This window comes from Ruegeria sp. HKCCA5463, assembly GCF_013034175.1.
In the GTDB taxonomy this organism is placed as follows: Bacteria; Pseudomonadota; Alphaproteobacteria; order Rhodobacterales; family Rhodobacteraceae; genus Ruegeria.
Window position 1 is genome coordinate 935,005 of sequence record NZ_WQFL01000001.1, and the last position, 21,934, is coordinate 956,938.

General features: G+C 57.3%; 24 protein-coding genes and 1 other RNA gene. 15 read left to right on the plus strand and 10 right to left on the minus strand.

Annotated elements, in window-relative coordinates; translation table 11 throughout:
• Window positions 1-88: 88 nt before the first annotated feature.
• From GOW09_RS04670 to GOW09_RS04685, 4 genes are read right to left on the minus strand one after another with little or no spacing between them, the layout of a single operon-like run.
• Window positions 89-1,192, minus strand: coding sequence for a dimethylsulfoniopropionate demethylase (locus tag GOW09_RS04670; protein WP_171116017.1), 1,104 nt, complete (start codon window positions 1,190-1,192; stop codon window positions 89-91).
• Window positions 1,193-1,720 carry a DinB family protein gene (locus GOW09_RS04675; protein ID WP_171116550.1) on the minus strand — a complete coding sequence of 176 codons (528 nt, stop codon included), beginning with the start codon at window positions 1,718-1,720 and terminating at the stop codon, window positions 1,193-1,195.
• Entirely contained in the window at window positions 1,720-2,424 is a 705-nt protein-coding gene (locus GOW09_RS04680) for a DUF1326 domain-containing protein (protein ID WP_171116019.1), read from the minus strand. Before GOW09_RS04680 ends, GOW09_RS04675 begins: the two co-directional genes overlap by 1 nt.
• Before the next feature lie 4 nt (window positions 2,425-2,428).
• Window positions 2,429-3,193, minus strand: coding sequence for a DUF2182 domain-containing protein (locus tag GOW09_RS04685; RefSeq protein WP_171116552.1), 765 nt, complete (start codon window positions 3,191-3,193; stop codon window positions 2,429-2,431).
• A 115-nt stretch (window positions 3,194-3,308) separates the two neighbouring features.
• Between GOW09_RS04685 and GOW09_RS04690 the strand changes: the two genes are divergently transcribed.
• The 10 genes from GOW09_RS04690 to GOW09_RS04735 all read left to right on the plus strand — a co-directional run bounded on the left by GOW09_RS04690 (window position 3,309) and on the right by GOW09_RS04735 (window position 10,958).
• Window positions 3,309-4,040, plus strand: coding sequence for a FadR/GntR family transcriptional regulator (locus tag GOW09_RS04690; protein ID WP_171116021.1), 732 nt, complete (start codon window positions 3,309-3,311; stop codon window positions 4,038-4,040).
• 117 nt (window positions 4,041-4,157) lie between these two features.
• Window positions 4,158-5,558 (plus strand): selenium-binding protein SBP56-related protein, encoded by a 1,401-nt coding sequence (locus GOW09_RS04695; RefSeq protein WP_171116023.1) that lies wholly within the window; start codon window positions 4,158-4,160, stop codon window positions 5,556-5,558.
• Window positions 5,559-5,571: 13 nt separating this feature from the next.
• Complete coding sequence (locus GOW09_RS04700; protein WP_171116025.1) at window positions 5,572-6,225, plus strand: hypothetical protein; 654 nt, start codon at window positions 5,572-5,574, stop codon at window positions 6,223-6,225.
• Between the two features lie 59 nt (window positions 6,226-6,284).
• Complete coding sequence (locus tag GOW09_RS04705; protein WP_171116027.1) at window positions 6,285-6,935, plus strand: TenA family protein; 651 nt, start codon at window positions 6,285-6,287, stop codon at window positions 6,933-6,935.
• A 17-nt stretch (window positions 6,936-6,952) separates the two neighbouring features.
• A complete protein-coding gene (locus tag GOW09_RS04710; protein WP_171116029.1) occupies window positions 6,953-7,315 on the plus strand; it encodes a DUF4345 family protein in 363 nt (120 codons plus the stop codon).
• Between the two features lie 36 nt (window positions 7,316-7,351).
• Window positions 7,352-7,699, plus strand: a transfer-messenger RNA (tmRNA) gene (gene ssrA / locus GOW09_RS04715).
• Window positions 7,700-7,800: 101 nt separating this feature from the next.
• Window positions 7,801-8,232 carry an ester cyclase gene (locus GOW09_RS04720; RefSeq protein ID WP_171116031.1) on the plus strand — a complete coding sequence of 144 codons (432 nt, stop codon included), beginning with the start codon at window positions 7,801-7,803 and terminating at the stop codon, window positions 8,230-8,232.
• 125 nt (window positions 8,233-8,357) lie between these two features.
• Complete coding sequence (locus GOW09_RS04725) at window positions 8,358-9,173, plus strand: sulfurtransferase/chromate resistance protein (protein ID WP_171116033.1); 816 nt, start codon at window positions 8,358-8,360, stop codon at window positions 9,171-9,173.
• Entirely contained in the window at window positions 9,170-10,423 is a 1,254-nt protein-coding gene (gene chrA, locus GOW09_RS04730; RefSeq protein WP_171116035.1) for a chromate efflux transporter, read from the plus strand. Before GOW09_RS04725 ends, chrA begins: the two co-directional genes overlap by 4 nt.
• A gap of 76 nt (window positions 10,424-10,499) precedes the next feature.
• Window positions 10,500-10,958, plus strand: coding sequence for an SspB family protein (locus tag GOW09_RS04735; RefSeq protein WP_171116037.1), 459 nt, complete (start codon window positions 10,500-10,502; stop codon window positions 10,956-10,958).
• Between the two features lie 27 nt (window positions 10,959-10,985).
• Here GOW09_RS04735 and GOW09_RS04740 read toward each other — a convergent pair whose 3' ends face one another.
• A complete protein-coding gene (locus GOW09_RS04740; RefSeq protein ID WP_171116039.1) occupies window positions 10,986-11,549 on the minus strand; it encodes a hypothetical protein in 564 nt (187 codons plus the stop codon).
• Between the two features lie 205 nt (window positions 11,550-11,754).
• Here GOW09_RS04740 and fumC point away from each other — a divergent pair, with 205 nt between their 5' ends.
• Genes fumC through GOW09_RS04760 form a run of 4 tightly spaced genes read left to right on the plus strand, consistent with a single transcriptional unit; the run spans window position 11,755 to window position 14,204 of the window.
• Window positions 11,755-13,149 (plus strand): class II fumarate hydratase, encoded by a 1,395-nt coding sequence (gene fumC / locus GOW09_RS04745; RefSeq protein ID WP_171116041.1) that lies wholly within the window; start codon window positions 11,755-11,757, stop codon window positions 13,147-13,149.
• Window positions 13,149-13,325, plus strand: coding sequence for a DUF4169 family protein (locus tag GOW09_RS04750; RefSeq protein ID WP_171116043.1), 177 nt, complete (start codon window positions 13,149-13,151; stop codon window positions 13,323-13,325). Before fumC ends, GOW09_RS04750 begins: the two co-directional genes overlap by 1 nt.
• Window positions 13,322-13,543 carry a ribbon-helix-helix domain-containing protein gene (locus GOW09_RS04755; RefSeq protein WP_171116045.1) on the plus strand — a complete coding sequence of 74 codons (222 nt, stop codon included), beginning with the start codon at window positions 13,322-13,324 and terminating at the stop codon, window positions 13,541-13,543. The genes GOW09_RS04750 and GOW09_RS04755 overlap by 4 nt, the downstream gene beginning before the upstream one ends.
• Window positions 13,544-13,601: 58 nt before the next feature.
• Window positions 13,602-14,204, plus strand: coding sequence for a DNA-3-methyladenine glycosylase I (locus GOW09_RS04760; protein WP_171116047.1), 603 nt, complete (start codon window positions 13,602-13,604; stop codon window positions 14,202-14,204).
• A gap of 4 nt (window positions 14,205-14,208) precedes the next feature.
• Here the strand turns inward: GOW09_RS04760 and GOW09_RS04765 are convergent, their stop codons facing one another.
• The 4 genes from GOW09_RS04765 to GOW09_RS04780 all read right to left on the minus strand — a co-directional run bounded on the left by GOW09_RS04765 (window position 14,209) and on the right by GOW09_RS04780 (window position 18,533).
• Window positions 14,209-15,090: a fructose bisphosphate aldolase gene (locus tag GOW09_RS04765; RefSeq protein WP_171116049.1), complete on the minus strand. Its 882-nt coding sequence runs from the start codon at window positions 15,088-15,090 to the stop codon at window positions 14,209-14,211.
• Window positions 15,091-15,163: 73 nt separating this feature from the next.
• A complete protein-coding gene (locus GOW09_RS04770; RefSeq protein ID WP_171116562.1) occupies window positions 15,164-16,513 on the minus strand; it encodes a cytochrome P450 in 1,350 nt (449 codons plus the stop codon).
• 2 nt (window positions 16,514-16,515) lie between these two features.
• On the minus strand, window positions 16,516-17,718 hold the full coding sequence (locus tag GOW09_RS04775) for a hypothetical protein (RefSeq protein ID WP_171116051.1): 1,203 nt from the start codon (window positions 17,716-17,718) through the stop codon (window positions 16,516-16,518).
• A gap of 62 nt (window positions 17,719-17,780) precedes the next feature.
• Window positions 17,781-18,533, minus strand: coding sequence for a cytochrome c biogenesis CcdA family protein (locus tag GOW09_RS04780; RefSeq protein ID WP_171116053.1), 753 nt, complete (start codon window positions 18,531-18,533; stop codon window positions 17,781-17,783).
• Between the two features lie 106 nt (window positions 18,534-18,639).
• On the opposite strand from GOW09_RS04780, the gene GOW09_RS04785 reads away from it, so the two are divergent.
• Window positions 18,640-18,873 carry a sulfurtransferase TusA family protein gene (locus tag GOW09_RS04785; RefSeq protein ID WP_152457900.1) on the plus strand — a complete coding sequence of 78 codons (234 nt, stop codon included), beginning with the start codon at window positions 18,640-18,642 and terminating at the stop codon, window positions 18,871-18,873.
• A gap of 49 nt (window positions 18,874-18,922) precedes the next feature.
• On the opposite strand, the gene GOW09_RS04790 is transcribed toward GOW09_RS04785, so the two are convergent.
• The gene (locus GOW09_RS04790) at window positions 18,923-21,793 is read right to left on the minus strand and encodes a ribonuclease E/G (RefSeq protein WP_171116055.1); all 2,871 of its coding nucleotides are present in this window, start codon (window positions 21,791-21,793) and stop codon (window positions 18,923-18,925) included.
• Between the last annotated feature and the right edge of the window lie 141 nt (window positions 21,794-21,934).

The window sequence follows — 21,934 nt, forward strand, 5'->3', positions numbered from 1 at the left end:
TGTCATTCCTTTCGTGTTCAGCGACCAGCCCATGTCGTCAGCTGGTTCAAAATATCCCGAGGTCGACGCGGCAGCGTCCTTGATTCTGCTAGATCCAGAAATGCGATTGCACGGTCGCGCGGCGCATCCCGGCCGGTGTTTCCACTTCCAGTTCCGTCCCGGCATCCCAATGGCTCAGGCGCACCATACCGATCGCCACATTGGTTTCAAAATCCGGAGACCAAGCCGCCGATGTCACCTGCCCCACGCGCTTGCCGCTTGCAAACAGGTCCCAGGGACGATCGCAACCCGGCACCGGATCACCATCAATGGCGATAGGTCGGATTTGCTGCACCGGCCCTTCCTTGGCGACACGCAACAGAGCGTCCCGACCGATGCAGCCGATTGCGGTGTGCGTGTTGCAGAACTTTCCCAGACCGCATTCATGCGGGGTGTTGTCGTCGGTCATGTCGTTCCCATAGGACAACAGACCGCCCTCAATGCGTTCGATCAGGTTCGGGCAACCCGCGCGCACATGCAGGTCTTCGCCCGCGGCAAACAGGGCGTTCCACAAAGGCATGCCGATATCGACACCTTCCACGTATATCTCGAAACCACCCTGTTTCGAATAACCGGATCGCGCGACGGCCAGATCGCGCCCCTCGAACTCGAACATATCAAATTTGAAGAAACGGATGTCGCGCACTCGGTCCCCGAAGACACGGGCCATCAGCTCGTCCGCCTTCGGGCCCTGAACGGCAAGCGGCGACACGTCCGGTTCATCCACCAGCACATCCAGACGGTACCCAACGGCGATACCCTTGACCCACAGCAACAGATCACTGTCGGCAATCGAGATCCACCATCGGTCTTCGGACAACTTCACCGCCACCGGGTCGTTCAGCATGCCGCCGGTTTCGTCAACGATCGGCACATAGAAACATTGCCCCGGAAGCATACCGCGCAGATCACGCGGGGTCAGCATCTGCATCAGGCGCGCAGCATCAGGGCCACGCAATTCAACCTGCCGCTCGCACGACACATCCCAGACCTGCACATGGTTCTTCAGGTGCCGGTAATCGGCTTCAACGCTTTCAAAAACCGTCGGCAACAACATACGGTTGTAGACCGTATAGCCCTTGACCCCGGCAGCTTCGACCCCTTCAGAGAACGGAGTGCGCCGCAAGCGGCGTGACGCGGAAATCTGTGGCATTCATACCTCCTGAGGCATAAAGACGATATCACTCACAGGCGCTTCCGAGCCCGTCTCGGTCAGCATTTTATGCACTTGCCCCCTGTGGTGGGTCTGGTGATTGAAGAAATGGATCACGCACAACGCGTAAGACATTGTGACATCAGCCTCTTTCGCGGCGGAATACCACGTGAACGAGCCGGTCAGCGGATCGTCCCCCAACCCTTCGGCCCAGTTCAGGATACGCGCGTCGATCTTTTCGCGTAACGCCAACCAGCTTTGCAGGTCCGGGCACAGGTATACACTTTCATGGATACCCCCGCCGGCCTTGTGAATAGTGCCGTCGGGCCCGTCGCGCTTTTCGAAACGCGACATCCACATCCAGTCGCCCCACAACAAATGGTTTACCGTGCCCATGATCGAGCCAAAGAACGCCCCGCGTTCGAGGGTCAGTTCCTTGGATGTCAGAGATTGCAAAAACTCTGCCAACTGCTTGTTCTGCCAGTGATTGTACCGCGCCATTTCCTGCGCATACGCGCCCGTGATCATCATTTTGGCCCGTGCCAGTCGATGGGGCAGATTTCAGCGGACTTGCCGCCAAAGTCCCAGACCCGGCCATAGTCGCGCACCTTCGATTTGGTGCCACGCGCCACGATGATGTCAGGTCCCATCCAATATTTGGAATTTGAGACCATCACCGGATGCTCCGGGTCCTTGCCCGCAAGCATCTCGATCTCTCCCTGGATTTTGCGACCAATCGCGATCCGACGTTTGTTTCCGTCGCGCTCAATCTGGACCGGCGCCCGTTCCGCACCAATGATCTCGCTGACCAGCATGGTAAACAGACCGGTCGTGCCGCCCGCCTGACCGCTGAAGATTTGCAACAAACCGTTATAAGCTTTGCCGCTTGCGCGCTCGTCGACATAAGCGGCGACTTTCCACTGGCCTTCCCCCATCCGGCCCGGAATATCGACCAGCAGTCCGACATTCAAACCCGACAGATCCTCGCCTTCATAGTGGCCTTCATCAACGATGATGCCCATCCAAGCATGGCAGTGACCTTCGGTCGGGGGATGTGAGCCTAGCGACACCACGCAGGGGCAGAACACGTCGCATGAACAATTCAGGATTAACTCGCCCTTGATGGCCCATTCCGTCGGGCTCATCTCTCGCCGCTTGGGATTGGGCATGCGGCTGTCGATACGCTGGCTGACGGGCAGCCGATCGGCGTCTGGTTTTCTGTTTTTAGCCATTGGCTTATCCTCCGTAGCTAATTGGATACACGAGCAGGACAAGACCGCCCGCAATCAACACAAACCCCATTGGACGGGTCACGGCGTGCCCGATCTGAGGAAGTTTCTCCAAAACCATGAACAGGGTCGCGAGCCCCATCCACAACAGGCTCATAACACCGCCGACAAAGCCGAGTGCCATAAAGCCCCAGCAACAGCCGACGCAAAAGGCGCCAAGACCCAGGCCCATGCGCACGCCACCTGCAAAACCGGTTCTCCAATGTCCCAGGAAATAGGTCATCGGGGCATGGCAGACACCGTGGCACACCTCTTTGGCGCGGGAAAACTGAAAGGCGCCCACGGCAATCATCAAGCCGCCCGCGACCCATCCGGATTTGGCAATTCCCAGCATATCGACAACACCGCCAAACAGCAGAACCAACTGAATTCCTGCGATCACGGCCGCAAACCCGACCCAGACGACGGAATACCCGGCCAGAACCCCCAGCCAGCCGGCGCGGCTGCCACTTGCGCTGCGGATCAGGTCATCGTAACTGCGCAGGGTCGGGATCAGGGTCGGCAGCATCATGGCCGCCATCATGATCGCCCACATTGAAAACAGCGGCCCGAACTCGGCCATGGGCATGTACATATCCATGCGCGGATCCATCGCGGCCATCGCCTGCCCCATCGGCCCCGGACGGCCGATCAGATCAAGGTCCATTTCCCGGCTCATCGAGAACATGACCCACCACGCCCACAAGATCAGAACATAAAAGCCCAGCCACATTCCGCTGCGCAGCCACGTACGACTCACTTCGGCCTCCCGACTCAACTCCCTTGCTTTTCAAATGTCAGACTTTTAAATGTCAGACAAATAAAAATTTGCCCAAGGTCGTCTAAAGATGAAAACCGCGCCCCGGAAAACCGCAGACCTGTCTGCCCAGATCGCCCAGGCCATTCGGGATGCGATCGTATCGGGTGAACTGATCGTGGACGCGCGCCTGCCATCCGAAGCCGAACTGTCGGATCAGTTCCAGGTCTCTCGCCCGACCGTACGTGAGGCATTGAAACGGCTGGCCGCGCAATCCTTGATCCGCACGCAACGCGGCGCTTCTGGCGGAGCGTTCGTGAATCGCCTGAGCTTTGAGGATGCCTATTCTCAGCAAGTCACGACTTCGACATTGCTGCTGTCGATGAATGCGGTCAGCTTCGATACCGCATGCGAAGCGCGATATGCCCTGGAAAGGGCCTGTGCGCCTTTGTCAGCGCAGCGGCGCACGGCAGATCACCTGGCGACCATGCGGGCAGAAATATTCCGCCAGTCCCAACCGGGCCTGACGGACGAAGCATTTTGCGCCTCGGACGTGACTTTCCATCGCGCGCTGGTGGATGGGGCTGGCAACCCGGTCCTGTCCTATCAGCTGGCAGGCGCCGTGGAAGCGATGCAACCGTTGATGAACATGATCACGTTTACCGCGCGATCCCGCGAAGAGATCATCGGACTGCACAGCAGAATAGTGGACGCGCTTGAGGCAAAAGACGCAGACACCGTAGACACCGCACTTATTGATCTGGAACATTACACACGACGGCTGGCCCATGACGTGGCCGAAAGCAAACGTAAACCGACCTGAGGGCCGCATTCGAAACAAGATCAGAACAAGGGGCAAAAAAGCGGGCAGATTGTCATCCGGCGCCAAGATCGGAACTCTCAATATGAATTGAAGTTCAATGACTTACGGGAGGACGTTATGAACCAAAGACCGGACCCAAGTTTTTATCCATCCGCAAAACTGGCGATGGAGGGCCCCGCTGAGACGCTTGCATTCACGCTGATGCTCAGCCCTGACTTTTCTCAACCCGACGGGCTGGCGGTTGTGAATGTCGATCCAAGCTCGGACGATTTCGGAAAGATCGTGCATCAGGTGATCATGCCCGAAAAGGGTGACGAATTTCACCATTTCGGCTGGAACGCCTGTTCTTCTTCCCTGTCGCCGCTGAGCGGTCACGCGTTTCTGGAGCGGCGCTATCTGATCATCCCGGGCATCCGGTCCAGCCGGATTTATGTCATTGACGTGAAGAACCCGCTAGAAGCCAAGATTCACAAGATCATCGAACCCGAAGAAGTCTTTGCAAAGACAGGGTATTCCCGTCCGCACACGATCCATTGCGGGCCTGAGGGCATCTATGTCAGCACCCTTGGTGGCGGCGGCCCCGACGGCACAGATGGCCCTCCGGGCATATTCATCATGAATTGCGAGACCTTCGATATCATCGGGCGCTATGAGATCGAGCGCGGCGTGCAGGACAAGCATTATGATTTCTGGTGGAACCTGCCGCGTGACTACATGGTCAGTTCCGAATGGGGGCTGCCGCCGCAATTCGAAAACGGGCTGGTGGCCGAGGATCTGCTGTCCAACAAATACGGCCACCGGATCCATTTCTGGAACCTTCGGAACCGGACGAATATTCAAACCATCGATCTGGGCGAAAACCATCAGATGGCCTTGGAAATCCGCCCCGCGCATGATCCCGTAAAACAATACGGGTTCTGCGGCGTTGTCGTCGATACGACCAACCTGCAAGGTGCGATCTTCACCTGGTGGCGCAATGATGACGGCACGTTCGAAGCCAAGAAGACCATAACAATCGATCCGCAACCCGCTGATCCTGATGATCTTCCTGACCTTCTGAAGGGCTTCTCAGCCGTTCCGCCGCTGGTCACTGATATCGACCTGAGCCTGGACGACAAGTACCTCTATGTCGCGTGCTGGGGAACCGGCGAGATGCATCAATACGATGTATCCGACCCGATGAACCCAACCCTGGCAGGCAAGGTCGAGATCGGCGGAATCGTCAAAAAGACAAAGCATCCAAATGGTCAAACCTTTGGCTATGGTCCACAGATGGTCGAAATCAGCCGCGACGGCAAACGCGTCTATTGGACCAATTCGCTCTATTCCACGTGGGACGATCAGTTCTACCCCGAGGAAGGTGGTGCGGCCATGGTCAAGGCTGATGTCGGCGAGAATGGTGGTCTGACATTGGATCCGAAGTTCTGGGTAGAGTTTCCCAAGGGCTATCGCAGCCACCAGATCCGGTTGGAAGGCGGAGACTGTTCAACCGACAGCTTCTGCTATCCGTCGGTCTGAGTTGGAATTTTTGATGTCATCAACGGCTGGCCTGTGGCTGGCCGTTGTTCTGAGCGGAGCCTATCACGGCCTGAACCCCGGCATGGGCTGGCCACTGGCAGTGTCTTCGGCTTTGATGGAACAACGCCAATCCGCGCTTTGGGGTGCACTCGCGGCTTTGGCTGGCGGGCATTTCGTAGCCATGCTCGGCGTACTTCTTCCTTTTGCCCTGATGGCCGTACTGGTCGATTATCAAAGTGAAATCCGCATCGGCGCGGCTCTGGTCGTGATTGGCATGGGCCTGTACATCGCGATAACCCGCCGTCATCCCCGCTTTCTTTCGCGGATCCCGCCAAGCAGGCTCGCGCTTTGGTCTTTTCTTGTGGCGCTTGCCCACGGGGCCGCCCTGATGCTGGTTCCAATCTATCTGGGCCTGTGTGCCGTGGATGAACTGGACGCGGGCCATCAAGCGATTTCTCAGATCATGACCACGAACACCCTTTTGGTTCTGGGCGTCGCCGCGCTGCATACGGCCGCCATGGTTCTGGGGGGCGGTTTTTTGGCCTTTGCGGTCTATCGTTGGCTCGGACTGCAATTCCTGTCGCGCAGCTGGTTCAACCTGGAGCTCCTCTGGGCCCTGAGTCTCATTCTGGTCGGTGGTCTGGGTCTTTGGTCCGTACTTGGCTGACCTTGTACTTTGTTTTGAAACGCGCTTTGTCTGCATCGAAACAAAACTGGAGCTTCCGAATGCAGGACCAAACCCGCCCAACCGAAGTGCTGCGTCAGGGCAAAATCGACGACTGGACGGCCGCCACATCCCATGCCTTTACCCGCGAGTTGTCTGACGGCACCCTGCCCGAGAACAAGATGCGCTGGTATCTGCAACAGGACTATCAGTTCGTCGACGGTTTCGTGCGTCTTTTGGCCAGCGCCATCGCGCATGCGCCGACCCTTGCTGACAGCGTACCGGCCGCACAGTTTCTGGCGGTGATCACAGGCCCCGAGAACACCTATTTCCTGCGCGCGATGGACGCTTTGGGCACTGAGCCCAGCACCGAGCCCGCGCCCGCCACACGCGCGTTTCAGGATCTGATGGCCGAAGCCGCAGCCTCTGGCCGTTATCAGAACATGCTGGCGGTACTCGTCGTGGCGGAATGGGTTTACCTGAGCTGGGCCAGCCCGGAAAACCCGCCCAAAGACGGCTTGCCGTTCTGGTTTGCGGAATGGATCACGCTACATGCGGGCGAAGGGTTCGAAAGCGTCGTGGAATATCTGCGCAGTCAGCTGGACAACGTCTGGCCGACGCTGGATGCGGCCGAACAGGCCGAGGTCACGCGACTGTTCCATCGCGCTGTCGAACTGGAACGTGATTTCTTTGACGCCGCCTACGCGGCCTGAACCATAAGGGGGCCGGAATGGTCGCAACTCTGAACGTCATCGCGGCATTGCTGACCATCGGGTTCGGCGCATTCGGGTTTCTGGCGCCGGCCCACACCGCGTCGGCCCTGGATTTGGCCCCGACCAACAGCACGATGGGGTTGTCCGAGATGCGCGCCTCGGTCGGTGGTTTGTTTGTTGCGACGGGGATTGCCGTTATCTGGCTGAACAACCCAATGGCCTATGTCATGCTGGGCATTGTCTATTCCGGTGCAGCGCTGGGCCGGTTTGTGTCGGTCGCGCTGGACAATCCCCCCTTGGCCAAGGCGTTGATCTTTGGGGGAATCGAACTGGTTCTGGCCGTCTGGCTGATTGCTGCAAACTTCAACAAAGCCACCTAACAGATTGGAAATGTTAAACACGGTTGCGTTCATTCTGAGTTTGCATCCACCCATCACCTCACCTATATAAGAGTCGTCCTTCGGGACTATGGACATAAACGCGCTCGTAATAAGCGGATCGGACCCGGGGGCGGTACCCGGCGGCTCCACCAACCATCCTTCGTTTGGGGATTTTGGGGCCGAAACAGGATCGACGAACGTCTAAAGGGGTTAGCTTTGTCTCGGCTGTCTGCCACCGTTACCGGCGAAAACAGTACAATTGCAAACGACAATCGTGCTCCGGTTGCAGTTGCTGCGTAAGCAGTAGCAAGACCGAAACTTAAGCCCTTGCGCCTAGCCGCGTAAGGCGGGGTTCGCAGGTACCTGGCAACAGAAACCTGCATTAATCTCCCACATGTCTGAATTTATTCGTCCGGCCCTACGCGGATTCAGAGTTTATTCATTCCTTTTTGCCATCTTGCCAGCACTTGGACAGGAGAACTGGGATGACGAATTCAGAGATACTCAGAAAGTGGTACTCCGAGGTTTGGGAAAATGGAAACACCGAAGCAATTGATCAGTTCTTCGCACCCGAAACGATGGCCGAGGGGCTGATTCCGGAAATGCAGGTCGGTGCGGACGATTTCCGGGATCTGGTCATGGCGTTCCGCCATATTCTGGGGGACATCAAGGTCGAATTGCCCAAGATCATCGAAAACGGCGACTGGGTGTCCGCCATTCTGCATGTGCGTACTTTTCGGGCTGACAATGGCGCGCCAATGGAAGTCACCGGCCAGGTCATGGCGCGGTTCAAGGACGAAAAGATGGTTGAAGCCTACAACCATTTTGACTTCATCTCGTTTTTTGAAGAACTGGGCCAGTTTCCATCGGACACCCTGCCCGTATGCATGACCGGGCAACGTCTGGACTGGGCGTGAACCCAAAGCAATCTTGACCCCCATGACCCTTGCGCGCTAGCAATTGCCATGGGGTAAGATTGCGAACGCCCCGTGAGGCGACAGCCCAAGTTTCGCATGTATCCGCGGTCACAAGGAAACATGCCATGGCATCGCCCAACTCTATTTCTCCCAAACAGCTCCTGCGTCTGATTGGTACTCCGAACGTGCCCGTTCTATTCGACGTCTGCCTGAATGACGATTTTGAAGAAGATCCCTATCTGATCCCCGCATCAATCCGGCACCCGGCCGCAGATCTTCGGGAGCTTTCGTGCAAGATCTCCGATCGCCCAGCCGTGATTATCTGTCAGAAAGGCAAAAAGCTGAGCCAGGGCGTTGTCTCCTGGTTGCGCAGCGAAGGGCATCAAGCCGAATATCTGGAAGGTGGAATGCATGCCTGGCGCGACATGGCCGATGCACCACGTGTGCCCGCAGCCCGCATTCCTGATCGAATTGGTGGCCATACGCTGTGGGTCACGCGTCACCGGCCAAAGATCGACAGAATCGCATGTCCCTGGCTGATACGCAGGTTTGTTGATCCCGACGCCAAGTTCCTGTTTGTGGCACCCGGCGAAGTCGAAAGCGTTGCGACTGTTTTCGGGGCGTCACCTTTTGATATCGAGAACACGTTCTGGAGCCACCGAGGCGACAATTGCACGTTTGACACCATGCTGGATGAATTCGGGCTTCACTCCCCTGCGCTGGACCGGTTGGCGACAGTCATCCGGGCAGCGGACACGAACCGGCACGCGCTTGCGCCTGAAGCGGCCGGATTGTTGGCGGTGTCCGTCGGGCTTTCAAGGCAGTATCGCGATGACCATGAAAACCTGAAAGCCGGGATGAATCTTTACGACGCGATGTATCGCTGGGCGCGCGATGGATTTGACGAAAGCCATGACTGGCCCACCGGGCGAACGTCATGACACCGACACTGGCCGAGATTACCAAGGTCTTTGGCAGGATCGGTTTGCTGTCTTTCGGCGGCCCTGCGGCTCAGATCTCCTTGATGCATCAGGAATTGGTAGAACGCCGACCCTGGCTGGATGAACAGACTTACCTGCGCGCCCTGTCTCTGTGCATGTTGCTGCCGGGCCCCGAGGCGATGCAGCTGGCAACTTATGCGGGGTGGCGTCTGCGCGGCGTTGCCGGCGGGCTGATTGCCGGCAGCTTGTTCGTGTTGCCCGGCGCGTTGGTGATTGCGGTTCTGGTCGCGCTCTATTCAGCATTTGGCGATGTTCCCTTGGTGCAGTCGGCCTTCACGGGCATCAAGGCAACCGTCATCGTCATCGTTTTGCAGGCGCTCCGCAATCTTTCGCGCAAGGCATTGAATGATCGCGAGCATCGAACAATCGCAATTCTGTCCTTCCTGGCCATTTTTCTGCTGAACCTTCCTTTTCCGGCGATCATATTCGTTGCCGCAGCCTGGGGGTACGTGACCTTCAAAGGACCCGTAGAAACTCCCACGCGAGAAGGAACACCACATCTGGCGCGGTCTCTGCGAACGATTGCTGTCTGGTTGCCCCTTTGGTTGGGCCCGCTCGTCGCTCTGAGCGTCACAGGCCATCAACTGCTGAGCGATCTGGGGTGGTTTTTTGCCCGGCTCGCCGTTGTAACCTTTGGCGGCGCATATGCCGTATTGGCCTACATGACCCAAACGGTTGTCGACCAGTACCACTGGATCAGCACGGATCAGATGATTGATGGGCTGGGGCTGGCGGAAACGACTCCGGGGCCGCTCATACTTGTCACACAGTTTGTCGCCATGCTGACCGGGCAACTGACCGGCGGGTTCACGCTGGCACTTGCAGCCGGTGCGGTTGCATTGTGGGCGACGTTCGTTCCGTGCTTTCTTTGGATTTTTCTTGCGGCCCCATATCTCGACCGTCTGGCCGCGCGTCCCCGCCTGTCTGCGGCCCTGCATGGAATCACTGCGGCCGTCGTCGGGGTGATTCTCAACCTTTCCGTGTGGTTCGCCCTGAATGTTCTTTTCGAATCAGTGTCTGAAAAATCATGGGGTCCTCTGGCAATCCCCATGCCGCAGATTTCCGCGTTGAATTTTACCGCATTCGGTCTAACTATCCTTGCTGGGACCTTGATTTTTCGACTGAAATTAGGGATGGGAACCGTGCTTGCCCTGATGTCGATTGCCGGCCTGGCTGCACACAATATCTGATCAATCCGGTCGTACCCGCCCTTTCGTTTCCGAACAAAACCCCTATGCTGAGCATAACCACTTTTGAGGATCACACATGTCGCAAGGCATCGATTATGGAAACCTGATGCACACCGCCATGCGCGGCCTGATCAAAACAGTGCTGAAGGAAGTTTCTGAAACCGGTCTACCCGGGGCGCACCACTTTTTCATCACTTTCGACACACGTGAAGATGGTGTGGAAATCGCCGACTGGCTGCGTGAACGATATCCCGAAGAAATGACCATCGTCATGCAGCACTGGTTCGAGAACCTCGAAGTTGGTGACCTCGGCTTTGGCATCACTTTGAACTTTGGCGATGCCCCGGAACCGCTGTACGTCCCTTATTCTGCAATCAAGACTTTCGTGGACCCATCCGTGGAATTCGGCCTTCGCTTCGAAAGCCCGGAAGACGAAATCGAAGAAGATCAATTCATCGAAGACGACATCGAAGTCGAAGAAGAAGAAATACATCACGATGCGGATATCGTATCGCTGGACAGCTTTCGGAAATGAACCTTCAAACCCCGCCCGGCGCGGGGTTTATCGTTTCATCAGGAAAGTCTCGACCGATCGTGATTTTTGACCATCTATGAATCGTGAAAACGCGAGGTTCAGCCCGCCTTGGGCAAGCGTGCGGTCGAATTGCTGCAACTCATATCCTCCGTCCTCGTCAATGAACAAAGAGAACACGGTTAGTGTTTCGTCGACGATGCGGCCCCATACAAATGGCTCGCCCTTCATCGGGTCCAGCGGGACTTCGTGACCAAAGACATTGCGTTTCATCGCCGCCGAAAACACATCCGGGCGGTCTGACGGAACAAAATCAATCGAGAACTTCTGTTCCTTTACGCGTCCATCCAGTTTGTATGTCGTCGTCCGCCAACTGACGTTGAAACCGTTCTTGGTCTCGACGATGGAAACGCTCATGTCACGGGGCGTTGTCGTGCCATCCGCGTCCACGACTTCGGCTGAACCGATATAATCTCCTATGAACGGTGTAATGTCTGCCGCGCGGGCCGCTGCGCTCAGAACCGACAGCCACAAAGCGCAAACTGCAAGTATCGCGACTGCTTTTCCAAGCGTAAGGCGATGGAAATTTGGCATTTTGTCCTCCATGGCGTCTATTGCTCCATTGTAGCCCAGAGGTATCCGCAAACAATGCACATTCCCCGCCAACAACGATTAAAGTGACGCACCCCGCGCCTATACCTTTGACGCCCTTAAGTTTAAGGTGCGCGCAACTGGCCGATTGCGTCACGGCGTGGCTGCGGCTAAACGGCATACAACTGCATACCAGACGGAGTGACCGATGTCTCAAACCCGCACAGAATCCGACAGCTTTGGCCCGCTCGAGGTTCCTGCCGACAAGTATTGGGGCGCCCAAACGCAGCGCTCGATCATGAACTTTCCCATCGGCTGGGAAAAACAGCCGGTCGCCATCGTGCGCGCGTTGGGCGTGATCAAGAAAGCCTGCGCCATGGAAAACAAGGCAACGGGCAAGCTTGACGCAAAGATAGCAGATGCGATCATTCAGGCCGCAGGCGAGGTGATCGAGGGCAAGTTCGACGACAACTTTCCGTTGGTCGTGTGGCAGACGGGTTCGGGCACCCAGTCGAACATGAATGCGAACGAGGTCATCGCCAACCGAGCCATCGAGATTCTGGGCGGCAAGATCGGATCCAAAGACCCGGTACACCCGAATGACCACTGCAACATGGGGCAATCGTCGAACGATACTTTCCCAACCGCCATGCATATCGCAACAGCGATGAGCGTACGCGATGTGCTGCTTCTCGGCCTTGAAAAACTGGCGTCCGGTCTCGAGCAGAAGGCCGAGGAGTTCAAGGACATCATCAAGATCGGCCGAACCCATACACAGGACGCGACACCGCTGACCTTGGGTCAGGAGTTCAGTGGCTATGCCCACCAGATTCGTCAGGGGATCGCACGCGTACATGCGGCGATGCCGGGGATTTATGAACTGGCCCAGGGCGGAACGGCCGTTGGCACCGGCCTGAACACCCAGCACGGCTGGGACAAAGCCGTCGCAGGCCATATGGCCCAAATCACCGACCTGCCCTTCGTGACGGCGCCGAACAAGTTCGAAGCGCTGGCCGCCCATGATGCCATGGTCTTCCTTTCGGGCGCTTTGGCGACGATTGCCGGCAGCTGCTACAAGATCGCAAACGACATTCGTTTCCTGGGCTCCGGGCCTCGTTCCGGCCTGGGTGAACTGATCCTGCCGGAAAATGAGCCCGGCTCGTCGATCATGCCCGGCAAGGTAAACCCGACGCAGGCCGAAGCGCTGACGCAGGTCGCCGCGCATGTGATGGGCAACAATGCAGCGATGAATTTTGCCGGGTCGCAAGGGCATTTCGAATTGAACGTCTACAATCCGATGATGTCCTACAACCTGCTGCAATCGATCCAGCTGTTGGGGGATGCCACCGACAGCTTTACCGAGCGGATGCTGATGGGCATCAAAGCGAACGAGCCGCGCATCGACAAGCTGATGAAGGAATCGCTGATGCTGGTCACGGCGCTTGCCCCTACCATCGGTTATGACAATGCGACCACCGTTGCGAAAACCGCCCACAAGAACGGTACCACGCTCAAGGAAGAAGCCATCGCGCTGGGCTTTGTGGACGAAGCGACCTTTGATGCCGTCGTCCGTCCCGAACAGATGATCGGCCCAAGAGACTGATGGGCAAGCCGGTCAATCTGAACCGGTATCGAAAAGAAAAAGCGCGGACCGAAAGAAAGGCCCGCGCTGACCGGAACGCCGTCGCGTTTGGGCGTACAAAAGCTGAAAAAGAAGTCGTGAAGCTTCAACAGAAAAAACAAAAGCGCGACCTCGACGATCATGAGCTGGACGAATGAGCGGCCGTCCTGTCAAACGCTCTTTGACCCTGCAAGGACACCGAACCTCGGTATCACTCGAGGATGAATTCTGGCGTGCTTTTCGCGAGATCGCTCAGGAACAAGGCAAGCCAATCAATGTCTTGGCGGCCGAAATAGATGTGGCCCGCGACCCGGAAACGGGTCTTGCATCGGCCATACGCGTCTTTGTGCTGAACTGGTTCCGCAACCCTGATTGAGACTTGTCACGCCCTCGCCTCGACGTGTAACGTGAGCGGGAACAAAAAGGGTACAACCATGAGCGACACCATTACCGGGCCGGATGGGCAGCAAAGATGCGCATGGTGTCAGGCCGCGCCCGAATTCTTTGAATATCACGACAATGAATGGGGTTACCCTGTCGGCGACGACCAACGGCTGTTTGAAAAACTGTGCCTCGAAAGCTTTCAGTCAGGTCTTAGCTGGCGAACGATCCTGAACAAGCGCGAAAACTTCAGGAAGGCTTTTTGCGGGTTTGATTTCAACAGGATGGCCACGTTTTCTGATGCAGATGTGGAACGGCTGCTACAGGATTCCGGGATCATCCGTCATCGCGGCAAGATTGAAGCGGTGATCAACAATGCGCGTTGTGCGCAGGACCTTGTGGCGGCCGAAGGATCTCTGGCGGCCTATGTCTGGCGTTACGAGGCTGAAACGCCTCCGCCTCCGCAAACGGCGTCCACATCGCCCGAGTCGGTGGCCATGTCGAAAGATCTCAAGAAACGGGGATGGAAGTTTGTTGGCCCTACAACCGTGTTTGCGTTCATGCAGGCCATGGGGCTGGTCAATGATCATGCCGAGACCTGCATCGGCAGAAAAAAAGCGGCACAGTTGCGCCGCTCTTTCGCCAAACCTGTCTGACGGATCAGACCGAGGCTTCGTAAATCTTGTCGATGTTGCCACCCAGCGCCGCGTTGAATTCGGCATCTGACTGCTGCTTCGACAGGCCTTCGGTCAAGGCCCGCGAGAAGGATGCAATCATCTTGCCATTCCGGCCCAACAGATCACAGGCTTCTTCCGTCGAATAACCGCCCGACAGGGCCACAACGCGCAAGACCCGCGGGTGGTCAGCCAGCGCGTCATACAGGTTTGCCTTTGTCGGGATCGTCAGCTTCAGCATCACTTCCTGACCCTCGGCCAGTTGATCGAGGTTCTTGAGGATTTCAGCCTTCAGGATGTCTTCCGCCTCGGCCTTGGTTGCCGAATGGATGTTCACTTCGGGTTCCACGATCGGAACCATACCGGCATCGGTGACTTCGCGGGCGACGTCGAACTGTTGGGCAACCACCGCCGCGATGCCATCGGCATTCGCTTCGTGAATGACCGAACGTTCCTTGGTGCCGAACACACCATCGGCCTTGGCCAGGGTCTCGGCCAGACCGGGGATCGTTTTCATCATCTGAACGCCATTTGCCTGTTCTTCCAGGCCTTTGTCGATCTTCAGGAAAGGCACGATACCTTTGACCGACCAAAGGTAATCGGCAACCTTGCGGCCTTCGATCTCTTCGCCCAGGGTACGTTCGAACAGGATTGCGCCAATCACTTTGTCCTTTGTGAAATCGTCGGCCAGAATGATGCGGGCACGCATCTTCTGGATTTCACCGAACATCTCTTCCTCCGAGCTGTAGTCGGATGCCTCGACACCATACAACGCAAGCGCTTTCGGGGTTGATCCGCCGCTTTGATCCAGTGCCGCGATAAAGCCCGTGCCGTTGATCATCTGCGCGCGCTGTTCTGCTTTGGACATATTGTTTTCCCGTTCAATGATGATTCCGATGTTCTTCCCCGCATACAACAGGGCGTGAACCGATGGTAGGTTGTTAGCGCTCAAACAGGCGTAACCATATGCCATCTTTGGATCGAACCGTCAGGTGAGCGACCGGAAGAGGTGTTTTTCCCGGGATTGTTTCGAACCGGTAGCGGCGCAAGAGCATCGACAGGATCAGCGGCCCTTCGACCATTGCAAACCCGGCCCCGGTGCACACTCGGGGGCCCGCAGAGAACGGGATGTAAGCGTCGCGCTGACACCGCTTGCCGTTTTCCGTGACCCAACGGTTGGGATCAAAACCGTCCGGATCGTCCCACAAACGCGCCTGACGGTGCAAATGCCACGGGCTGATCACGATCTGCGCGCCAACCGGTACATCCCGGTTACGGAACCGTTCGAGGCACGTGGTCTCGCGGACCATCATCGGCACCGGAGGATAAAGGCGCAGCGCTTCGCGAAACACATCCCGGCTGATCCGGAGTTTTGAAACAGAGGCAAATGAAGGATCATCCAGAACAGCGGCCTCCTCTGCAACCTTCTGCTGCCATTCCGGATAAAGCGCCATCAGGTACAGCGTCCAGGCCAAGGCTGACGCACTGGTTTCATGCCCGGCAAGAAAAAAGATCGCCACCTGATCAACCATTTCCTCGGGGTCGAAGAACTGCCCGGTTTCGGGATCAGCCGTCGTCATGATCTTGGTCGCAAGATCGTCAGGTGCCGTTCCGTCCTTAATGGCCTTTGCGCGTGTTCTGGTCAGTTCGGCAATCAGCGCCCTGATATCCCGCGCGTTCTGTTTGGTCGCCCCGGAATGAAGCCGGGGCAGCCACTTTGGCAAGGGAACAAAAGCTGCCAGATTCAGCAAAGGTTGCGCGCGTTGATAGGCCCGGAACTTTTCGAACACTTGGCTGGCGATAGCGTTGTCGATAGGAACGGAAAACAGGGTGCGAAATATCACGTCCGCCGCTGCATGGCTTGTCTGTTCTTCGAATTCGAGTTCCCCTCCGACATGAGGCCGCAGCCGTTCCACACACGCCTCGGCAGCGGCCAGCATGGCCGGGAATGTATCCTTCAGACGCCCCCCTTCGAACGCGGGATCGATAATCCGCCGCTGTCGTTTCCAGGTCTCGCCATTGGTCAGAAATACCGAATTGCCAAGCAACGGGCGCAGGCCTTCGCTGATCCTGCCGGATTTGGGAAAATCGTCAGGCCGTTTCTTGAGGACGGTTTGAACCAGATCCGGTTGATTGATCAGGAACGACCGGAAGAACGGAGTTTTGAATTCTGCCATCCACGCGCGATACAGCCGGGCTGGCTGCGCCGACAGCAGGTCTTGCCTGAACAGTTTCACATAGCGCAGCAACGAAACCTTCTCGGGGCGCGGGTCTGGCTTGGGCGGGGTCATGGTCATGGCTGTACCGAGGTGAACTTGGAGGCAGGCGTCTCGATACGGCTGCGAGAAGCCTCACGATCCGCAAACCTTTGCCCCAGCGTCAACGGGCCAGCCGTTATCCGGAAATAATCATAGCTTTCCGGCTTGTCGAAGGCGCAAAGATACTGAAAATGAAGGCGAAAAAACCGCCATCGCAAAGCTTTCCAGCGTTCCGGAAACAAGGTTTGCGAAAAAGCCGCTGACAGGACCAGCGGCCAGCGTTTATCAGCATCGGCCACCCCCGTGACCGCAACCGGATCGCACAGCGCAAAGGCGCAGCCATCACCGGGGGCCGAGACATCGATCCAGCTGAGCTCAGACCGTGTGGACAGGAAATGCAGATCGGACCGCAAATCGTGTGCCTGGGGCAGAAACGAGACCATGGGAACCACCTGTCCCAGACTGAGAAACGACAGCACCGCGCCTTGCTCGTGCACTTTCGATTTTCGGATCAGCTCGGCCAGAACAGATACCCCCAGATGCGCGCCCGAGCTGTGGCCAACGACCAGCACCTCATCCACATCGGAATTCAACGCGTCTTGGATCGCTTCACGAAACGACGACAACCTTTCCCGCAGCTCGACCGGCATTTGCCCGCTCAGCTGCGCTGAATAGGCGTAATCATGCATCAGGTAATACGCAAACAGCCGGTTATCAACCTTGCGAAACCACAGCAGTAACGCGACGGCGATGGCCGCTCCGGGGAATATCCCCCACCAACCAGCCATGGCTATGCACGCCCATGTCAACGCAAGCGCGATCAGCAGCTGAGACACCAACATCGCCACTGGGTACAACGCAGCGATCACCGGGCCCTTGCGCAATCGCATCAGACGCCACAACGTACCGGTTGATACGTAAATCCACGCCGTGCGGGCCAATTGCCAATAGGTCGCCGGGATCGACGCCGACATGCTGTCGCGCACGATGTCGGACCACACCAGAACCTCGAATTCCGTTTCAACAGTCAGCCCATCTTGTTCCGAGTTCACACGCCAGCCAAAACGTCCGTCCGTTGTCTTTGGGGCGATTGCGATCTCGCACCCCGAGATCCGGGCCTGCTTCTGAGACTCGGTGCGATACAGCTCGCGATATCGCCGGGGCGGCATCGGATCATAGCCGGGTATATAGAACACCCGACGTCTGCGCACCTGCGGCTGATTTGTGTGACTGCTCATGCCCTTACCTTCTGATGCGCAGGTTAACGCAGGCTTGAAGCCAAGGTAAGAGGGTCAGTTGATCACCCGAAATTTGCCAGCGCCGGAAAAGTCTCCAGCAACCACCAGCTGAAACGGGTGAAAAGCCCGGTTATCAGCATGATGCCCACAAACAGCAACAGCCCGCCCATGATCTTTTCGATCGTGCCCATATACGGTTTGATCCGGTTCATCACGGTCATGGAGCGATTCAGGAACATGGCCGCCAACAAAAACGGAATACCCAAACCCGCAGCGTAAACCCCCAGCAGAAACGTGCCACGCGCGACAGACGCTTCGTTCGCCGCCAGTGACAGGATCGCACCCAGTTGAGGCCCAATGCACGGGGTCCAGCCGAATGCAAAAGCCAGGCCAAGGATGTAAGCGCCAAAGACCGACCCACCGGAATCACCGGTTTCAATCCGTGCTTCGCGATCCAGAAAAGGAATCCGGAAGACATTCAGAAAGTGAAGGCCAAAGACGATGACAACGGCACCGGACAACTTGGCGAACAGCACCTGATTTTGCAGCACAAACGCACCAAAGGCCGATGCGGTAAAGCCAAGCAGCAGAAACACGGTCGACAAGCCCATGACAAAGAACAGCGCCGACAGGGTTGCCTTGCGCCGCGCACGGGCCTCGTCCTGCATCTCATGTATGGTAACGCCGCTCATATACGCCAGATAAGGCGGTACGATTGGCAATACGCAAGGCGACAGAAAGCTGATCAGGCCACCCAGCAGCGCGACGAACATGGCGGGCAGCAGTCCCGCGTCGATGATTTCGATTCCGAACATGTTTCTGCACATATGTGATGAAGAGCGATCCGTCACGGGGCCAAACAGTCACATCCTCGTGCTCGGAATCTGGACAATATTACAACTTCACCCTATCCCGAAAATCATGTCAGAGATTACAGATACCCTGGACGCTTTGGGCCTGTTGTGCCCCTTGCCCGTCCTGAAAGCCCGCAAACGACTGAAATCCATGCCGGAGGGTGCCGTTCTGCGGGTGCTGGCCGATGATCCTGCGGCCATCGTGGATGTTCCGCATTTTTGTGCCGAGGCCGGGCATACACTGCTTTCGCAGGACACTGACGGCGCACATCAGATCTATCTGATCCAAAAATCCAGCTGACCTTTGTTGCAGGTCAAAAAAAGGCGGGCCGATCAGCCCGCCTTTTTCATTAACTTCCCAGCGACCACCAACCGCGTCGTTTGGGCTTGGCGGGTACGGGTTCAGGCTCTTCCGCCACGCTTTCAAGAACCGGCTCGGGCGTTGCTTCTGCTGGCCAGTCTTCGGCAGGATCTTCGGCTTCTGCAACGTCAGAGGCTTCTACAGCTTCCGCAGATGGCTTTTCCGCCTCATCCGCTTCTTCAACCGCTTGTGCCGCATCCACACCGTTTGCAGGTTGCTCTTCCGACGGCGGAGCGTCAGCCTGGGCTTCGGCTGGTTCAGCGGCCTCCTCAACCGGCTCTGCCACGATCTCTGCGCTTTCGCCCGCGATGCTCTCGCCGGTTTCCTCGGTTGCCGGCTCTTCCGTTGCAGCGTCGGCCGTCGTGGCGGATGGCTCTTCAGGCTGATCCGCAACTTCTTCGGCAACCGCATCTTTCTTGCGACGGCGCGGGGCGCGTTTGCGCTTGGGCTTTACCGGTTTTTCTTCCTCCGAAGCCTCAGCTTCAGCCGGCTCAGCACTTTCGACGTCAGGCGTATCGCTCTCTGCGTCTTCTTGTGCTGGCGCTTCACCCTCTTCCGCGGCCTGCTCCGGCGCATCGCCATTGCCCGCGCCTTTCTTGCGACGACGACGACGGCGCTTGCGCTTGGGCTTTGCCTCTTCTTCGGTCTGAGCGATTTCCTCTTCGGTCTCTTCCGCGTCCGATGAATCGACAAGATCCATCAGCGACGCATCGACAGAAACAACAGGCGCCGTGGCCTCGGGAACAATCCGGCTGGCCGTCTTGAACTTCTCCATCGAGAAGTCCGGGCTGACCAGATGGATATCCCCTTCGATCCTCACCGAAAGCCCATACCGCGCCTCGATCTGCGCAATATGCTCTCGCTTCTGGTTCATCAGGAAGTTGGCGATGCTGACAGGGCAGCGCACCAGGACTTCGCGCGAACGGCGGCGGGTACCTTCTTCTTCGATCTGACGCAGGATCGACAAGGCCATGTTGTCGTCCGAGCGGATCAGACCGGTGCCGTGACAGGCCGGGCACGGCTGTGTCGTTGCCTCGATCATGCCGGGGCGCAGACGCTGACGGCTCATCTCCAGCAGACCAAAACCCGAAATACGACCGACCTGAATGCGGGCGCGGTCCGTTTTCAGTTTGTCTTTCAAACGCTTTTCGACAGCCGAGTTGTTCTTGCGCTCGTCCATGTCGATAAAGTCGATGACGATCAGACCAGCGAGATCGCGCAGGCGCAGCTGACGTGCAACCTCTTCAGCGGCCTCGAGGTTGGTCTTGAGTGCGGTTTCCTCGATCGAACCTTCCTTGGTGGCACGGCCCGAGTTCACGTCGATCGCCACCAGTGCTTCCGTCACGCCGATTACGATATAGCCACCGGATTTCAGCTGTACGGTGGGATTGAACATCCCGGCCAGATAGCTTTCCACCTGATAGCGCGCGAACAGAGGCAGCGCATCTTCGTACCGTTTCACGTTCTTGGCGTGCGACGGCATGATCATCTTCATGAAGTCCTTGGCGATGCGGTACCCGCCCTCGCCTTCGACCAAGACCTCGTCGATATCACGGTTGTAAAGGTCTCGGATCGACCGTTTGATCAGATCACCTTCTTCATAAATCTTTGCCGGCGCGATGGATTCCAGTGTCAGCGCCCGGATCTGCTCCCACAAACGCTGGAGGTATTCATAGTCGCGCTTGATCTCGGATTTGGTTCGCTTGGCCCCGGCAGTTCGAATGATCAAACCCGCCCCGGTCGGCACATCGATATCCGTTGCGATTTCTTTCAGCTTTTTCCTGTCCGCCGCGTTGGTAATCTTGCGGCTGATGCCACCACCACGTGCGGTATTGGGCATCAGAACACAATACCGTCCTGCCAGCGAAAGATAGGTGGTCAGCGCAGCACCCTTGTTTCCGCGCTCTTCCTTGACAACCTGCACCAGAAGGACCTGACGTACTTTGATGACTTCCTGAATCTTGTAACGACGCGGGCGCGGTTTGCGCGGCGGACGAATGTCTTCGCTGTCATCATCATCAGCAACCGATTCAATCGATGCGTCTTTTGATGCAGCGTCTGTGCTTTTGGTTTCGTCAACGTCCTCATCAGGGTCTTGTTCATCATCCGCAGCTTCAACAGGTTCTTCTGCTTGCTCCGGCTCGGATTGGGCTTCATCCCCCTCCGATTGAACGTCTTCAACGGCTTCCAGTGGCTCTTCGGCCTGATCCTCCGCGTCGTCACCCGACGCCTCAATGGCCTGTTCAGTGGCTTCCTCGGCAACGTCGTCTGACGCAGCCTCATCCGATGCGGTTTCGGTTGCTTCTTCAGTGGCCGGCGCGTCATCGTCAACCGGCTCCTCTACCGGAGTTTCAGCGACGACTTCCATCGGCGACGTTCCTTCCGGAACATCAACATTTGCTTCTTCACCCTCGTCCAGATCGATGGTTTCCATGCCGGTTGGTTCGGTCGAAACCTCCATCGTTTCAACCGGATCATCCGATTTCACGTCAGCGGCCTTCGCGCGAGACCGGGTCCGCCGCTTCTTGGATTTGGCCTCCTCAGCCTCATCCCGCGCCTTCATGGCCTCGGCATAGGCGCGCTCTTCCTCCATCAACGCCTCACGGTCGGCGACGGGGATCTGGTAATAATCCGGGTGAATCTCAGAGAATGCCAGGAAGCCATGCCGGTTCCCGCCATAATCCACAAAGGCCGCCTGAAGCGACGGCTCAACCCGCGTTACTTTTGCAAGATAGATGTTGCCGGCAAGCTGGCGTTTGTTTTCGGATTCAAAATCGAACTCCTCGACCTTGTTTCCGTCAACCACCACGACGCGGGTTTCCTCCGCGTGGGTGGCATCGATAAGCATTTTCTTAGCCATTTGTCCTTGGTGCACCGCGCCAACCGCGTTGTCCTGACCTGTCCAGGCGGACAGGCGCTTTTGGGGAGGTGTCTTGTCAGGGCGATATCAGACGGCGCGCGGCAGGGTCTGGCGCTGTGGCCCCCTGCCCGTTCTCTCAAT

Bases quoted from the DNA above. Each gene is read 5' to 3' on its own strand.
- GOW09_RS04670 (WP_171116017.1), bottom strand. From the start codon at position 1,192: ATGCCACAGATTTCCGCGTCACGCCGCTTGCGGCGCACTCCGTTCTCT.
- GOW09_RS04675 (WP_171116550.1), bottom strand. From the start codon at position 1,720: ATGATCACGGGCGCGTATGCGCAGGAAATGGCGCGGTACAATCACTGG.
- GOW09_RS04680 (WP_171116019.1), bottom strand. From the start codon at position 2,424: ATGGCTAAAAACAGAAAACCAGACGCCGATCGGCTGCCCGTCAGCCAG.
- GOW09_RS04685 (WP_171116552.1), bottom strand. From the start codon at position 3,193: ATGTGGCTGGGCTTTTATGTTCTGATCTTGTGGGCGTGGTGGGTCATG.
- GOW09_RS04690 (WP_171116021.1), top strand. From the start codon at position 3,309: ATGAAAACCGCGCCCCGGAAAACCGCAGACCTGTCTGCCCAGATCGCC.
- GOW09_RS04695 (WP_171116023.1), top strand. From the start codon at position 4,158: ATGAACCAAAGACCGGACCCAAGTTTTTATCCATCCGCAAAACTGGCG.
- GOW09_RS04700 (WP_171116025.1), top strand. From the start codon at position 5,572: ATGTCATCAACGGCTGGCCTGTGGCTGGCCGTTGTTCTGAGCGGAGCC.
- GOW09_RS04705 (WP_171116027.1), top strand. From the start codon at position 6,285: ATGCAGGACCAAACCCGCCCAACCGAAGTGCTGCGTCAGGGCAAAATC.
- GOW09_RS04710 (WP_171116029.1), top strand. From the start codon at position 6,953: ATGGTCGCAACTCTGAACGTCATCGCGGCATTGCTGACCATCGGGTTC.
- GOW09_RS04720 (WP_171116031.1), top strand. From the start codon at position 7,801: ATGACGAATTCAGAGATACTCAGAAAGTGGTACTCCGAGGTTTGGGAA.
- GOW09_RS04725 (WP_171116033.1), top strand. From the start codon at position 8,358: ATGGCATCGCCCAACTCTATTTCTCCCAAACAGCTCCTGCGTCTGATT.
- chrA (WP_171116035.1), top strand. From the start codon at position 9,170: ATGACACCGACACTGGCCGAGATTACCAAGGTCTTTGGCAGGATCGGT.
- GOW09_RS04735 (WP_171116037.1), top strand. From the start codon at position 10,500: ATGTCGCAAGGCATCGATTATGGAAACCTGATGCACACCGCCATGCGC.
- GOW09_RS04740 (WP_171116039.1), bottom strand. From the start codon at position 11,549: ATGCCAAATTTCCATCGCCTTACGCTTGGAAAAGCAGTCGCGATACTT.
- fumC (WP_171116041.1), top strand. From the start codon at position 11,755: ATGTCTCAAACCCGCACAGAATCCGACAGCTTTGGCCCGCTCGAGGTT.
- GOW09_RS04750 (WP_171116043.1), top strand. From the start codon at position 13,149: ATGGGCAAGCCGGTCAATCTGAACCGGTATCGAAAAGAAAAAGCGCGG.
- GOW09_RS04755 (WP_171116045.1), top strand. From the start codon at position 13,322: ATGAGCGGCCGTCCTGTCAAACGCTCTTTGACCCTGCAAGGACACCGA.
- GOW09_RS04760 (WP_171116047.1), top strand. From the start codon at position 13,602: ATGAGCGACACCATTACCGGGCCGGATGGGCAGCAAAGATGCGCATGG.
- GOW09_RS04765 (WP_171116049.1), bottom strand. From the start codon at position 15,090: ATGTCCAAAGCAGAACAGCGCGCGCAGATGATCAACGGCACGGGCTTT.
- GOW09_RS04770 (WP_171116562.1), bottom strand. From the start codon at position 16,513: ATGACCCCGCCCAAGCCAGACCCGCGCCCCGAGAAGGTTTCGTTGCTG.
- GOW09_RS04775 (WP_171116051.1), bottom strand. From the start codon at position 17,718: ATGAGCAGTCACACAAATCAGCCGCAGGTGCGCAGACGTCGGGTGTTC.
- GOW09_RS04780 (WP_171116053.1), bottom strand. From the start codon at position 18,533: ATGTTCGGAATCGAAATCATCGACGCGGGACTGCTGCCCGCCATGTTC.
- GOW09_RS04785 (WP_152457900.1), top strand. From the start codon at position 18,640: ATGTCAGAGATTACAGATACCCTGGACGCTTTGGGCCTGTTGTGCCCC.
- GOW09_RS04790 (WP_171116055.1), bottom strand. From the start codon at position 21,793: ATGGCTAAGAAAATGCTTATCGATGCCACCCACGCGGAGGAAACCCGC.